Below are 13,202 nucleotides of genomic sequence, written 5' to 3' on the forward strand. Positions count from 1 at the left end.
CCGCTATTCCTCGTCACGCCGGGCTGTCCGGTCGTCCTTTCGCAAACCTGCATTCGTCTTGACTGCATTCGTCTTGCCTGCGTCGTCTTCCTTGTCGACCGGACTTGCCGCGAAACGCCCTTTCTCGAAGACCGGCGGCGCGCAGCGCACGGGCTCGCCATACATCAGGAGATCGAGTTCGCATTTGTCACACATCGCTGATCACCTCGCCGCCGGAGATGATATGCGTCTGGTAGCCCGCGAAAACGGCCTCGGTTTCGCCGGCAGCGTAAAGGGCCTGGTAGGCTTCGTGCGGAATGAGCGCGTGCTTCTCATAGGCCGAGACGCCCATGCGCGCGGCGTCGAGATCGTCTGTCTCGATGTGGAATTCCTCGCGCGCCGGTTCCGACGACCATATCCCCTTGCGGGCAGGCTTTTCCGACTTTGAATAGATGTCCTGGATGGTCCAGGTCAGCAGCCAGGCATTGGCAGGGTTGGCGACCTTTTCGAGAACATCGTTGACCCGCTTGTTGTGTTCCGTGATGCCTGCCGAATAGAACGGCCCGAGCACGATGCGGCGCAGCTGCTTGGGATGCAGCTCGTCGAAATCGCGATCCATGTTTGTGGCGATCGTCGAAGGCGACAGCGAATAGGCCGAATTGCGCTCCGCGAAGGCGTCGAATTCGCGCGCCAGTTTCGGATTGAGCAGGCCACCGACCGGCAGCGGAATCTCCACCGACGTGTCGAGCTTGCCGTCTTCGGTGACCAGCATCTTGACAATGTCAGGTGAAGAATCCTCGATCATGGCCGTATAGACCAGCGGCAGGTTCGACACGCCGTCGAAGGCGCCCCAATGAACGAGATAAAAGGGGCGCATCGTCTTCGGATTGACCGAGACCTTGATGGTTTCCGGCAGGACCAGCGGCGAAAACACATGCCCCTCCTGCACATGTTCCAGATAGAGCCGTTCGGCCATCGATTGCTGCAGGTCGCGCGGGAACGCCTTGTGGCGCAGGATGAAGTCCGCCATTTCCTCGCGCAGCGCGTCGGGCGCCGGAATCTCCGCCAGCCGCGCCTTGGCGGTCATCCGGTCGTTTTCGAGCTCCAAAACATTCTGGAAGACCGGAAACCCGCTTTCCGCGCGCGAGATGCGAAACGATTTCGCGTAGTCCAGATGATGCCGCCAGCAGGTGAATGACGCCTCCAGCCGCTCGACATACTCGGTGACGGCCTGTGCGACCAGGCCGTGTTTGTAGAGCGGCGAGCGGTCGTCGCGCAGGAAGACGTCCAAGCCTTCCAGCGCCGCGTGGATCGACGCGAAATACCGATCGACGGGTGAATCATCCGGCATCCTCGTCATCGTCGCTCAGCCGCCCCCCGGTTCGGCTCGGCGCCTACTGGCGCACATAGTCCGCGGCGTCGTGCTGTTTCATCACCGCATCGAAGCGCCGCGCGAAGGCGTCGTCGGCGAGCTTCTTGCGCCGCTGGATATCCGCGGTGGCGACCATGTTCTTCTCGTGCATTTCGAGAAGGTCGCCGATGTGCTTCTGCGCCGCCGCGCCGATGCCGGCCATGGTCGTTTCGGCGGCGTTGTCGACCTGGCTGCCAAGCGTGTTGATCTTGTGGGCGACGTCCTGCTGGGCGGCGGTCTTGAGCGAATCCTCCAGCGATTTGTAGAGGACGATGCGCTGTTCGGTGTCGATCGTCAGCTTGTTGATCAGCGTCTGCTGCGCCGCGATCTGGTTGTTCAGCGAATCGACGAAGGTCTGGAACATCGAGGTGTAGCGTTCCAGCGTCTGGCTCTCGGCCAGAAGGGTCTGCTCCTTGGCCTGCATCTCGTTGTACTCGGTCGCCAGCTTCGAGCGCTCGCCTTCGAGTTCGGTGCGGTCCTTCTGGTTGGTGGTCGCCGCGACGCGGTTTTCCATGTCCAACAGCATCGGGTTGAGTTCCTCGATGCGCTTCTGTGTCGCCTCAAGCTCCAACATGGTGGACTTGCGCCGCTCGATGACCGTGCGCAGGCTTTCCTCCGAGGTCGAGTAGCGCTGGTCGAGGATCTGCTTCTGGCTGGTGAGGATGCCGACGATCGTGTCGGACTTGGCAAGGAGTTCCTGCAGATTGCCGGCAAGCGACATGTTGCGCACGCGTTCCGACCGCATGCGCTGCATGCGCTGCTTGGAGAACATCCCGACAAGCTTCTCGAAACCGCTGTAGGATTTCATGCTCTCGAATTCGGAGCCGAAAACGTTGGTCGCGTCCTCGAGGCCGATGATCAGGTCGGCGATATTGCCTTCCATAACCTGCTGTTGCTTGAGCACGTCCTGGATACGTGCGTTCTCGATGTCGAAATCGGCATCGCCGATGGCCTGGTCGGCCTTGGCGAATTTCTCCAGAACGATTCCCGATTGCTCGATCTTCGAGCGCATGTCGTCGACGACCTGCTTCGTTTTCTCGATCTCGGCGTCAAAATTCTGCAAGGTCGCCATGAAAGCTGTCTCCTTCGGCCAGGCGGGTCGTCCGTAGCGTAAGTTGCGGACGCTTTCGGTATAGACCGTGAGGATTACGTTTTGAAGTATGGCGCTTGCAAGGCGAAATCGGTGTGAAACCGCCAAATTACTGTCAGGCGGCGCGTTGTCCCGCCGCAGCGCTTCCAAGCGGCTCCGAGAGGAGTTCTTCCATGAAGACGCTCATCAGTTGCGACCGTCCGTCGACGCCCGCCTTGGCGTATATGCGCGCGCACTGCGCCCGCACCGTGCCGGTGGCCGTCCCGCGGATCGACGCGATCGCCTCATTGTCCAGTCCCTTGAGCAGCAGAAGCGCGACGTCCCGCTCGGCGTCGGACAACCCCCAATCGGAAAAGAACCGGTCGATGACGGACTGCATCTCGCCGCGCGCGGCGCGAATGCCGATCTCCATGGACGCATTGCGCTGCAGGAGCCGACGCAACTCCATGAGCAGGAAACCGGTTCCGAAGACCAGCACGACGGCCGCGATGGCCTCGATCATCAGATGAAAGGACTCCTGGCTTCCCAACGCCTCGAAATCGGCGATGACATCCGCCGCGAAGAATACCGCGCACATCATGTTTGCCACGATGAGAACGGCGAGCACGTAAGCCCGCCGTTTGCCTGTCGTCTCGTTCATTCCACTTCCCGGTCTACCGGGACCCTCTTGCGACCGTCGATCATCGCCCGCACCAGCGGCACGCCGCTCAACCAGCTATCGGCGACCACACCGACAAGGTGCAGGACCACCGAGATCATGAGCCAGGTGAACGCCGCCTCGTGAGCCTCCTCGACCCATTCCAGACCGAAGAACCGTATGGTCCCCATCATGATGCCCGTGGCGCAGAGGACAAGGACCGTTGCCCAGATGTTATACACCATAAGCGCACCCAGGGGATTGTGCGAAAGATGCAGAACATTGCGCGCCGTTATCGTGTCGCGAATATGGCGCAGCGCGGCGAAGGGATTGGGCGGGAAGGCGGAGAACCGCGCATGACGCGGCCCGACAATCCCCCAGACAAGCCGCAGCACCACGAGGCCGAGCGCGGCGTAACCGACATATTCATGCAGCTTGCTCTCGTCCTCGGTCACGAAGCCGTTGAGGACAATCGTGGCGACAAGCGACCAGTGGATCAGCCGGACGAGCGGATCCCAGACCGGGATGGCACGGATGCCGGCTTCGCCGGCACCCTCCAGTTCATGAGCGCTCATGACCGGCTCAATTCATCGACAGCTTGGCGATCTTGCCCGTCGCCGCATCGACATAGACCTCGCCCATTGTCTTGTCCTTGACGAAATAGACCTCGATCATGCCGTCCTCCATCTCGCCCTTGCGGACTTCGTAGCCCAACGAGGCAAGCGACGCCTTGACCTCGTCCATGCTCTTGCCGAGTTCCGCACCCATCGACAGTTCCGCCGCGAAGGCAGGCAGGGCGACGAAGATAGCGGCGGTGGTGAGAATGAGTTTGCGCACGGGATAACTCCTTGTGTTCCGTTGTGCTGCGCCGCGGCCAATCCGGCAGCGCATGTCGGGGAGTTCATCGCTTTGTGGGGTGTTTGAAATCGGCCGCAGGCTTATTGGACGGCAATAAGCCCGCGCTTACGGCAGGACGCCTACTGTTTCGCGAAGCCGACCAGATCTTCCGCCTGCACGCGGCCCATCTCTTCTTCCCAGTGCCGGCGGCAAAGCGAGACATAGGCGTCCTTGCCAATGGCGACCTGATCGCCGTCGCGCGCGACCTTTCCGTCCGGCCCGATCCGCACGACCATCGTCGCCTTCCGGCCGCAGCGGCAAATCGTGCGCACCTCGCGCATCTCGTCGGCCAGCGCCAGAAGCGCCTGTGACCCGGAAAAGAGATTGCCCTGGAAATCCGTCCGCAGCCCGTAGCACATCACCGGAATACCGAGCCGGTCGCAAACCCTGGCGAGCTGCCAGACCTGCTCTTCCTGCAGAAACTGCGCCTCGTCGATGAAGACGCAATGGGTCGTCTTGGATGCATGATGCTCGCGGACGCGCTCAAACAGGTCGTCGCCGTCGCGGAACATCTCCGCATCCGATTCCAGCCCGACGCGCGACGATATGTAGCCGAGATCGGCTTCCTTCCGGTAATGGCCCGCGACGAAAAGCAGCGTGTGCATGCCCCGCTCGCGGTAGTTGAAGGATGCCTGCAACAGCATGGTCGATTTGCCGGCATTCATCGTCGCGTAATGAAAATAGAGTTTCGCCATCGGCCGCGTCCCGACTGCCTTTCGCTGTCCCGAATTCGATGACATAACCGCAATCGGCGCAAGCGGCCATGCGCCGGACCATCCAATCAACAGATGAAGGACCGAAAGTCATGGACGCAGACGACAAGCCCAAGAAAATCGTGCTGGAGACCGACGCGGAAGCAGTCCGCCTGGCGCGAGACCTTGTCGCGACCGCTCGTCACGGAGCACTGGCCGTTTACAATCACGAGACAGGATTTCCCGGCGCGAGCCGCGTCGCGCTCGCCACGGATATGGACGGAACCCCGATCATTCTCGTCTCCTCGCTATCCGGACATACCAGGCCGATGCTGGAGGACCCGCGCACATCGCTTCTCGTCGGCGCGATGGGAAAGGGCGACCCGCTCGCCCATCCACGGATCACGCTGTTCACGAAAGCCCGCAGGATCGAACGCGATACCGATGAGGGCAAGCGGGTGCGCCGGCGCTACCTCGCCCGCCAGCCAAAGGCTTCCCTCTATGCCGATTTCGGCGACTTCGCCTTTTTCCGGCTGGAGATCCAGGGTTCGAGCATGAATGGCGGTTTCGGCAAGGCTTACGAACTGACACCCGGGGACTTCGCGCTGAAGGGCGATGTCGATGGCGTCTCGGCCATGGAAGAAAGCGCTGTCGCCCACATGAACGAGGATCACCGCGAGGCGGTCGATCTTTATGCACGCGTCATCGGCAGAGCCGAGGCCGGATCATGGCGCATCGCGGCCCTCGATTCGGAAGGAATGGACCTTGTCGCCGGCGACAAGACCTGCCGGGTCTGGTATCCCGCGCCGCTCGAAAACGCATCCGAACTGCGCGGCATGCTTGCCCGTATGGCGGCCGAGGCGCGCGAGGAAATCGGAGCGTTTCAATGACGGCACTGTCCGTACGACACCAGCGTTTCCAGACGCTGCACAAACGGGGATGCTTCGTTATCCCCAATCCCTGGGATGCCGGGTCGGCCCGTGTAATGGCCGCGCTCGGAGCCCAGGCGCTCGCGACGACCAGCGCCGGCTTCGCCTTCACGCTCGGTCGGCCCGACATGGGAAGCATCACCCGCGACGAGGCTCTCGCCCATGCCGAGACGATCGTCGCGGCGACGGGCCTCCCGGTAAGCGGCGACTTCGAGAACGGCTTCGCCGACACGCCGGACGACGTCGCCGAGACGATCCGGCTCGCCGGCGAAATCGGATTATCGGGGTGTTCCATCGAAGACACGATGATGTCTGAGGGCAATCCCGCCTATCCGCTCGATATCGCGGTCGAGCGGGTCCGCGCGGCCGCCGCCGCCGCGCGGGCGCTGGGCCGACCATTCGTGTTCTGCGCGCGTGCCGACGGCGTGATGAACGGCGCCTATGATGTCGAGGAAGCGATCCGGCGCATCCAGGCCTTCGAGAAAGCCGGCGCCGATCTCCTCTACGTGCCGCTGCCGCCCAACATCGAGGCGCTGGCCAAGATCGTCAAAAGCGTCTCCAAGCCGGTCAACGCGCTCGCCGCGGGCCGCTTCGCCAAATATTCCAGGGCCGATTTCGAGGCGGCGGGCGTGCGCCGGATCAGTGTCGGGTCGGCGCTCGCACGCGCTACACACAAGATCCTGATCGACGCGACAACCGCTATGCTGGACGAAGGTGACTTCACGCCCCTCCAGAAAGCCGCCTCGGGCAAGGCCGTCGATTTCATGCTGCAAGCCGGCGGCGATGTCGGCTGATGTGACCACAATCCGCATCGAGGATCCCGACGATCCGAGAATTGCGATCTACCGCGACATTCGCGAACGCGACCTGATCCGTCGTCAGGGGCATTTCATCGCCGAAGGCAGGACCGTTCTTCAGGTTCTCGTCGATCAGAATCGCTTTCCCGTGCATTCGCTGCTGGTGCTGGAAAACAGGCTAGCCGGCCTTTCCGGTTTGCTGGATACGCTCCCGGCAGACGTTCCCGTCTATTGCGCGACACAGCCGGTCCTGGACGCCATTGCCGGTTTCCACATGCATCGCGGCATCCTCGCCATCGCGAACATTCCCGGCGATACGGCTGAACTGCCCAACGAAATGCCGGCCGACTGGAAGACACTCCTGTTGCTGTCGGCGATCTCCAACCACGACAACATGGGCGCGATCTTTCGCAACGCCGCGGCCTTCGGCGTCGATGCGGTGTTGCTCGATCCACAATGCTGCGACCCGCTCTACCGCAAGGCGGTGCGCGTCTCCGTCGGCGGTGTCCTGCGGGTGCCGTTTCACAGGATCGCATCGATGGAAGCCGGGATCGAAGCGCTGTCGACGGGCGGCTTTTCCATCGCCGCGCTATCGCCGGCGGGCCGGACCGATATCGCCGAATGGCAACCGGCGGAACGCCAGGCGCTGGTTCTCGGCAGCGAGGGCCCCGGCCTTGCGGAAGAATGGTTGCAGCGGCTGGAAACGCTTTCCATCGCCATGGCGCCGGGCTTCGACAGCCTGAATGTCGCCACCGCCGGCGCGGTCGCGCTGCATCGCCGTTTTTCCCGGTAGATCCGCCCGTCAGGCGGTGGAGCGCTGGCCGTTGGCGCTACGCTGGAGCGCCTTGATGCGTTCGGCGAGGCTGACGATATCGCCGCTCGAAGCGGAAGGCTTTTCCTGATCAAGAAGGACGTGGATGCGCGAATCCGGACCTTCGAGCCGGGCCGCCATGGCGACGACTTCGGCCGCCAGATCGTTGAGCTTCTCGCGCAGGATCGCGTCGCCCTCGCCGGAGCCGGACGATGCGCCCAGATTGGCAACGGCAAGCTCGACTTTCATGGAATCGCGTTCCAGTTCAAGCGCGTTCGCTGCGGCAACCTGCTTCGCAAGCTTGGCTTCCAGTTCCTCGATCGTCTCGGACGGGTCCCTGCCCTCGAATGCCGCTGTCATCTCCTCAATGCGAGACGACATCCGTTCGATCTCTTCCTCAAGCTCCGCCTTGGCCTTTTCGGCCATGTCGACACGGCCCTGCAGTTTCACCAGCTCCGCGTCATCGGTGCCGGACCGCTCGCGCAGTTCCTTCATGTCCGCTTCGCGTTTCTTGAGCTTTTCCTCGAGCGCCGCGACCTTGGCGTTGCTCAGTTCGAGCTTGGCCTCGGCCTTGGCGACCCGACGGCTTTCGCTCGCCAGCATGTCGCCAACCGCCTGGCCGTCGGTGTTCGAGTCCTGCACCTCGCGTTTCAGGTTCTTGCCGGAAGCTTTCAGTTCGGCGATCGTTTCATAGAGGGTCTCCATCTGCGTCTCGCGCTCGCCAAGATCGTCGCGGGTAGTCTGGAGCTGGGAGGAAACCTCGCGCAACTGCGCCGCGCGGTCCTCGCGAAGACGCGTCGCCGCCTTCAATTCGCTCGTGCGGATATCGAGCTCCGTGCGCGCGGATTCCAGAAGCACCGAAAGCTCGGACAATTCGGTCACGCGCTCATGCAGTTTTTCGGTCAGTTCGGCCGTCTCGCGTTCGCGTGCGGCGCTGCGGGCCATTGCATCGGCCAGCGACGACTCCAGCGCCTTGATACGACCGCTCTGCTCTTCGACCAGCACTTTCTCGCTGGTTCCATGCTCGCGAGTGTCCTTGAGCCGCAGTTCCATGCGCCGCATGGCCATCGCGTGCTCGGCGCGCAGGGCATCCTTTTCCGCATTCAGCTCATTGACGGTCAGCGGCAAAGCCGCTTCGATCCGCTTGCGCGTCAAATAGACAGCGCGCCGCCATATGGCCGGCGCGACCATAAGGGCCAGAAGCGCGGCGGCAAGAAAACCAAGCGCGAATATGAGGGCCGACTGGAACAAAATCCGTTTTCCTTGCGCGGAAAGCTAGCATCTGCCACGGAAACTTCCAATAATCCAGCCCCGGCGGGCCATCAGGCCCACCGGAATTGACCCGTGGTCAATCGATCAGAACGGGTTCCATGTCGGCATCGGCGTCACTTTCAGATAGCCGATGGACACGCCGAGACGCGCACCGACCCCGGTACGCACCGGTACGAGCAGCACATTGCCGCGCCTCAGGACGTTGAAGCCGACACCGGCCACGAGATAGGCCGAGCCGGCCACGCCGCCATAGCGGCCGTAAAGTCCGGAGACGCTCTGAAGGTCATAGACCAGCATCATCGTGCGGTTGCCGTCGGCACCGAAGTCCCAGCCGACCGAAGGCCCCTGCCAGAAGACTGTGTGGTCTCCGGCGTTCTTGGTGTAGAGCGTGCCTTCACCATAAGTCAGGCCGCCGACGAATGCGCCGCCCCCTTCCTGGCCAAGGACGTAGCCATTCGGCAATCCGTACCTGGAGAAGATCTGTTCGATGACGGAGGCGATGCCACCGGAGGTCGCACCGAAGAAATTGTGCCCGGCATCGACAACTTCCTCGGCCGTGTAGGTGTCGCTGGCCTGCGCGCGCGCCTTCAGCGGCGTCATCGCGGCCACGAATACGAGCGCGAACGCCATCAGGACCGCAAGCAGGTGCGCAAGGCGCGCGCTGCGGACGTTCGGGGTCGTCTCGGAATAAGGGGTCATGACGGTTCCTTCCAACGCTGTTTGCGTTGCAACGCCGCTGTCCTTGTCTTCCGCCTTTACCTGTTTCGCCGTGCGGTCCGTGACCCGGACTCTCCTGCGGCACATCCAGCAATACGCTGCCAGGGTTTACGCACTGTTAAGGCCTTTTTTCACCGCACCGGCCGCACCTGTCGGAAACGGCGGAAAATGCGGCATTCTTGCCTGTCCGGAACGGGCGGTGATAGGCATTTCGGGGTATTATCAATCGATTCGTTCGCCGCATCCCGGAGCCCCCCAATGACGTCCATCTTCACGCTGACGCCTTCCGACCTCGCCTCGCTGCTCTGCAGCAAGGTCTGCCATGACATCATCTCGCCGGTCGGCGCCATCAACAACGGCCTGGAATTGCTCGAGGAAGGCGGCGCGGACGAAGCCGCGATGGACCTGATCAAGACGAGCGCGCGCAACGCGTCGTCGCGGCTGCAATTCGCCCGCATCGCCTTCGGCGCGGCCGGGTCGGCCGGCGTCCAGATCGATACCGGCGATGCCGAGGCGGTGGCGCGGGAATATATGCGCGGCGAAAAGCCGGAATTTTCCTGGACGGGCGATCGCGCCTATCTGCCGAAAAACAAGGTGAAGTTGCTGCTTAACCTCATCCTCGTCGCAAACGGATCGATCCCGCGCGGCGGTACGCTCGACGTCACGCTCGCCAACCTCGAGGAATCGCCGGTCTTCCGCCTGACCGTCGCCGGCAAGCTCCTGCGCGTCAGCGCGAAATTCGACGAACTGTACACGGCAGCCAAATACGGCGCACCGCCGGATGAGCCGGTCGATGCCCATTCGGTGCAGGCTTACTACACGCTGCTTCTGGCCAAAGAGGCGGATATGAGCATCGAAGTCGACGAGAACGAAGAACGGATCGTCTTCACAGCCTCTTAATTGACGACGTTTCCGACCGGTTAACGACACGAAATAAATTTGCCACGACGATTTTGAGCTTCCTTCAGGCCTCTCCGGTATGGTGCGGGGAGATGCCCGGATTGACGGGAATGTGGAAGAGGAATCGTGGCATGTCGCGTTGTTTGATCGTTGATGGTTCGAATGTCGTCCGCAAGGTCGCAAAACGGATTCTCGCATCGACCGAAAGTGTCGTGAGCGAAGCCGAAAGCGGCAGCGACGGTCTAGGCGTCTTCGCCGCCGAATTGCCGGACGTCGTGATGGTCGATGGAAACTTGCAGGATATGGAAGTGGCCGATTTCGTCCGCCATGTCCGCACGATGCACGAAACGCGGCAACCGAGAATCATCGTGATGATGACCGAGATGAACTTGGCGCTGATGACAAAGGCCAAGCGCGCCGGCGCGGACGACTATCTGTTGAAGCCGTTCGATCGCCCGCAGCTGACCCGTTGTCTGCACGAGTTCGAAAGCGCAGCCTGAACTGGACCTGGCTGCTCCCAAGACGGGACGAAAAAGCCCGGTCGAAAGACCGGGCTTTTTCAATTTCAGACCATGTGTCGAAAAACGCGTCAGGCGCTTTCGGCCATCGAAACCTGATCCGGTTCGCGCAGGACATAGCCGCGCCCCCAGACTGTCTCGATGTAATTGATCCCGCCGGATGCTGCGTCGAGCTTCTTGCGCAGCTTGCAGATGAAGACGTCGATGATCTTCAGCTCCGGCTCGTCCATGCCGCCATAAAGGTGGTTGAGGAACATTTCCTTGGTCAGCGTGGTGCCCTTGCGCAGCGAGAGCAGCTCCAGCATCTGGTATTCCTTGCCGGTCAGGTGCACGCGCTGGCCGCCGACTTCGACGGTCTTGGCATCCAGGTTGACCACAAGATCGCCGGTGGTGATGACCGACTGTGCGTGCCCCTTCGAGCGGCGGACGATCGCGTGAATTCGCGCAACCAGCTCATCCTTGTGGAAGGGCTTGGTCATGTAATCGTCGGCGCCGAAGCCGAGGCCGCGAACCTTGTCCTCAATGCCGGCCATGCCGGAGAGGATCAGGATCGGCGTCTTGATTTTTGAGAGGCGCAGCGTTCGCAGCACTTCATAGCCCGACATGTCGGGTAGGTTGAGGTCGAGAAGGATGATGTCGTAATCATACAGCTTTCCGAGATCCACGCCTTCTTCCCCGAGATCGGTGGAGTAGACGTTGAAGCTCTCCGACTTCAGCATCAGCTCGATGCTCTGGGCGATCGCGCTATCATCCTCGATAAGCAAAACTCGCATTTTTATCCCCTTTTCCTGCGCCCGGCGATCCCGTCCGTTCGATTCCGGGGCAGAATCACAAGTGCCCGCGAAAAAGCTGACATAGAATGGTTAACAAAACATATTCCGGTTGGGCAAGACTTCATTCCTTATTAATCCATTCCTTCAGGCTTCTGAAATCACTTGATTTTTCGACTCAATTTTCCGGATTCTTCACACGAAGAAACCAAGCTAACTGATTCAAATGACTCACCAAAACTTTCGCCCCGGATGGCGGTTCAGGTTTACCCTGCCTTAAAGGTTACGGCCTATCATTAACGGAGGACGTAAACGAAGTGTTACCAGACGCCGTTTTCGGCGGATTGAGTCGTTTCGATTTAACGTCCGCGAAACAGATTCGGCCGTAGCGTTTTCGGTTTTTGGAGTATTGCGTATGAAACCTCGGAACAACATGATCCGCCTCCGTCAGTTCAAGGTGGCCGAAAAGCACCGCCAGGTGATGCAGCTTGAAACAATGATCGGCGAGTTCGAGCGCATGGCGAACGAACTCGACGCCCAGATCGTCGCGGAAGAGAAGAAGTCCGGCATCACCGATCAGGAGCATTTCGCCTATCCAACCTTCGCCAAGGCCGCGCGCACCCGCCGGGACAATCTGTCGACGTCGATCCGCGACCTGAAGCAGCAGAAGGAAGCCGCCGAGGCGGAACTGCTCGAGGCGGAAGCCGAACTTCAGAAGGCGGAGCGCATGGAGGTGCGCGAGGCGCGCAACGACGACGACACTCCGCAGACCGAAGAACCCCGCAAGGCGATGATCGGCTAGACAGCCGATCGCCGCCCGGCGCGGCATTCGACTTGTCTTGCCGGTGCAATGTCAATTAGGTGCGCGCCATGCGCATCCTGATTGCACTCCTGATCGCCGTATCGGCATTCTCGCTCGCCCTCGGCGTGACCCAGCCGCTGTTGCGGTTCGAGCATCTCATCTTTTTTACCCGCACACCGTCACTGATCGAGATGGTCGGCCAGCTCTGGACCACAGGGGATCCGCTGCTCGGCGCGGTCGTGGCGCTTTTCTCGATCGTGTTTCCTGCCGGCAAGATCCTCGCCGTCCAGGCGATCCTGGCCGGCGGCGAAAGCAATCCCGCGCTTCACGCACGCATGCACCGCCTGCTCGGCATCGTCTCGAAATGGTCGATGATGGATGTGCTGGTCGTCGCGCTGGTGATCGTCGCCGCCAAGACCTCGGGTCTCGCCGACGCCTTCACCCAGCCGGGTCTCTGGTTCTACGCGACATCGGTCGCCACGGCGGCAATAGCCACAGCACTTATTCGCTGATCGGAGGGAAAGTGCCCCGCGCGGCGGACCGCGTCAGTGGCGATATTGCTGGATACGTGTGGTCCGAAGCCCGGCAAGGCCGTGTTCGTCGATGGACGCCTGCCAGGACAGGTACTCCTCCACGGTCAGCGTGTAACGCTGACACGCCTCCTCGAGGCTGAGCAGGCCGCCGCGAACCGCTGCAACGACTTCGGCCTTACGGCGGATGACCCAACGCCGCGTCGAAGCGGGCGGCAGGTCGTTGATCGTCAAAGGGCTGCCATCGGGCCCGATCACATATTTGACGCGTGGTCGAATCTGGTCGGTCATTGCACTCACTACACACTCAAGGACCATTAACGATGCCACATTACGGCCACAGCTTTAAAAAACACCTAAAGAGAAGGTAGGCATTTGGTAACGTCTGCGCCGCGCAAACCGGGATATTCCGCAGGGCGGACAGGCCGGCGGCTGGAAGAATGCGCCCGA

The 13,202-nt window shown here is 61.5% G+C and carries 18 protein-coding genes; 7 read left to right on the top strand and 11 right to left on the bottom strand.

Features of this window, described 5'->3' with window-relative positions:
• Positions 1 to 3: 3 nt before the first annotated feature.
• The 7 genes from LC343_RS04370 to LC343_RS04400 form a co-directional block, all read right to left on the bottom strand.
• The gene (locus tag LC343_RS04370) at positions 4 to 195 is read right to left on the bottom strand and encodes a hypothetical protein (RefSeq protein WP_223475862.1); all 192 of its coding nucleotides are present in this window, start codon (positions 193 to 195) and stop codon (positions 4 to 6) included.
• Positions 188 to 1,330, bottom strand: a complete 1,143-nt coding sequence (locus LC343_RS04375) for a hypothetical protein (protein WP_223475863.1) — start codon at positions 1,328 to 1,330, stop codon at positions 188 to 190. Before LC343_RS04375 ends, LC343_RS04370 begins: the two co-directional genes overlap by 8 nt.
• 43 nt (positions 1,331 to 1,373) lie before the next feature.
• The gene (locus LC343_RS04380) at positions 1,374 to 2,462 is read right to left on the bottom strand and encodes a hypothetical protein (RefSeq protein ID WP_223475864.1); all 1,089 of its coding nucleotides are present in this window, start codon (positions 2,460 to 2,462) and stop codon (positions 1,374 to 1,376) included.
• A 133-nt stretch (positions 2,463 to 2,595) separates the two neighbouring features.
• Positions 2,596 to 3,120, bottom strand: coding sequence for a helix-turn-helix transcriptional regulator (locus LC343_RS04385; RefSeq protein ID WP_223475865.1), 525 nt, complete (start codon positions 3,118 to 3,120; stop codon positions 2,596 to 2,598).
• Positions 3,117 to 3,692 carry a cytochrome b/b6 domain-containing protein gene (locus tag LC343_RS04390; protein ID WP_223475866.1) on the bottom strand — a complete coding sequence of 192 codons (576 nt, stop codon included), beginning with the start codon at positions 3,690 to 3,692 and terminating at the stop codon, positions 3,117 to 3,119. Before LC343_RS04390 ends, LC343_RS04385 begins: the two co-directional genes overlap by 4 nt.
• A gap of 7 nt (positions 3,693 to 3,699) precedes the next feature.
• Entirely contained in the window at positions 3,700 to 3,954 is a 255-nt protein-coding gene (locus LC343_RS25110; RefSeq protein ID WP_223475867.1) for a PepSY domain-containing protein, read from the bottom strand.
• A gap of 140 nt (positions 3,955 to 4,094) precedes the next feature.
• A complete protein-coding gene (locus LC343_RS04400) occupies positions 4,095 to 4,709 on the bottom strand; it encodes a thymidine kinase (protein WP_223475868.1) in 615 nt (204 codons plus the stop codon).
• 110 nt (positions 4,710 to 4,819) lie between these two features.
• Between LC343_RS04400 and LC343_RS04405 the strand changes: the two genes are divergently transcribed.
• The 3 genes from LC343_RS04405 to LC343_RS04415 are packed head-to-tail and all read left to right on the top strand — an operon-like array spanning position 4,820 to position 7,225.
• A complete protein-coding gene (locus LC343_RS04405; protein ID WP_223475869.1) occupies positions 4,820 to 5,596 on the top strand; it encodes a HugZ family pyridoxamine 5'-phosphate oxidase in 777 nt (258 codons plus the stop codon).
• On the top strand, positions 5,593 to 6,429 hold the full coding sequence (locus LC343_RS04410; protein WP_223475870.1) for an isocitrate lyase/PEP mutase family protein: 837 nt from the start codon (positions 5,593 to 5,595) through the stop codon (positions 6,427 to 6,429). The genes LC343_RS04405 and LC343_RS04410 overlap by 4 nt, the downstream gene beginning before the upstream one ends.
• Complete coding sequence (locus LC343_RS04415) at positions 6,419 to 7,225, top strand: TrmH family RNA methyltransferase (RefSeq protein ID WP_223475871.1); 807 nt, start codon at positions 6,419 to 6,421, stop codon at positions 7,223 to 7,225. The genes LC343_RS04410 and LC343_RS04415 overlap by 11 nt, the downstream gene beginning before the upstream one ends.
• Before the next feature lie 9 nt (positions 7,226 to 7,234).
• Here the strand turns inward: LC343_RS04415 and LC343_RS04420 are convergent, their stop codons facing one another.
• Positions 7,235 to 8,494 carry a coiled-coil domain-containing protein gene (locus LC343_RS04420; RefSeq protein WP_223475872.1) on the bottom strand — a complete coding sequence of 420 codons (1,260 nt, stop codon included), beginning with the start codon at positions 8,492 to 8,494 and terminating at the stop codon, positions 7,235 to 7,237.
• A 105-nt stretch (positions 8,495 to 8,599) separates the two neighbouring features.
• Positions 8,600 to 9,214, bottom strand: coding sequence for a DUF1134 domain-containing protein (locus tag LC343_RS04425; protein WP_428982498.1), 615 nt, complete (start codon positions 9,212 to 9,214; stop codon positions 8,600 to 8,602).
• Positions 9,215 to 9,490: 276 nt separating this feature from the next.
• Here LC343_RS04425 and chpT point away from each other — a divergent pair, with 276 nt between their 5' ends.
• The gene (chpT, locus tag LC343_RS04430; protein WP_223475873.1) at positions 9,491 to 10,132 is read left to right on the top strand and encodes a histidine phosphotransferase ChpT; all 642 of its coding nucleotides are present in this window, start codon (positions 9,491 to 9,493) and stop codon (positions 10,130 to 10,132) included.
• Between the two features lie 131 nt (positions 10,133 to 10,263).
• The gene (locus LC343_RS04435; protein WP_223475874.1) at positions 10,264 to 10,632 is read left to right on the top strand and encodes a response regulator; all 369 of its coding nucleotides are present in this window, start codon (positions 10,264 to 10,266) and stop codon (positions 10,630 to 10,632) included.
• A gap of 89 nt (positions 10,633 to 10,721) precedes the next feature.
• Here the strand turns inward: LC343_RS04435 and ctrA are convergent, their stop codons facing one another.
• Positions 10,722 to 11,423, bottom strand: a complete 702-nt coding sequence (gene ctrA / locus LC343_RS04440) for a response regulator transcription factor CtrA (protein ID WP_223475875.1) — start codon at positions 11,421 to 11,423, stop codon at positions 10,722 to 10,724.
• A 412-nt stretch (positions 11,424 to 11,835) separates the two neighbouring features.
• On the opposite strand from ctrA, the gene LC343_RS04445 reads away from it, so the two are divergent.
• Both LC343_RS04445 and LC343_RS04450 read left to right on the top strand, forming a co-directional pair.
• Positions 11,836 to 12,222 (top strand): flagellar export protein FliJ, encoded by a 387-nt coding sequence (locus LC343_RS04445; protein ID WP_223475876.1) that lies wholly within the window; start codon positions 11,836 to 11,838, stop codon positions 12,220 to 12,222.
• A 68-nt stretch (positions 12,223 to 12,290) separates the two neighbouring features.
• On the top strand, positions 12,291 to 12,734 hold the full coding sequence (locus tag LC343_RS04450) for a paraquat-inducible protein A (RefSeq protein WP_223475877.1): 444 nt from the start codon (positions 12,291 to 12,293) through the stop codon (positions 12,732 to 12,734).
• Positions 12,735 to 12,767: 33 nt separating this feature from the next.
• On the opposite strand, the gene sciP is transcribed toward LC343_RS04450, so the two are convergent.
• Positions 12,768 to 13,043, bottom strand: coding sequence for a CtrA inhibitor SciP (gene sciP, locus LC343_RS04455; protein ID WP_223475878.1), 276 nt, complete (start codon positions 13,041 to 13,043; stop codon positions 12,768 to 12,770).
• Positions 13,044 to 13,202 lie beyond the last annotated feature (159 nt).

This window comes from Oricola indica, assembly GCF_019966595.1.
GTDB lineage: Bacteria > Pseudomonadota > Alphaproteobacteria > Rhizobiales > Rhizobiaceae > Oricola > Oricola indica.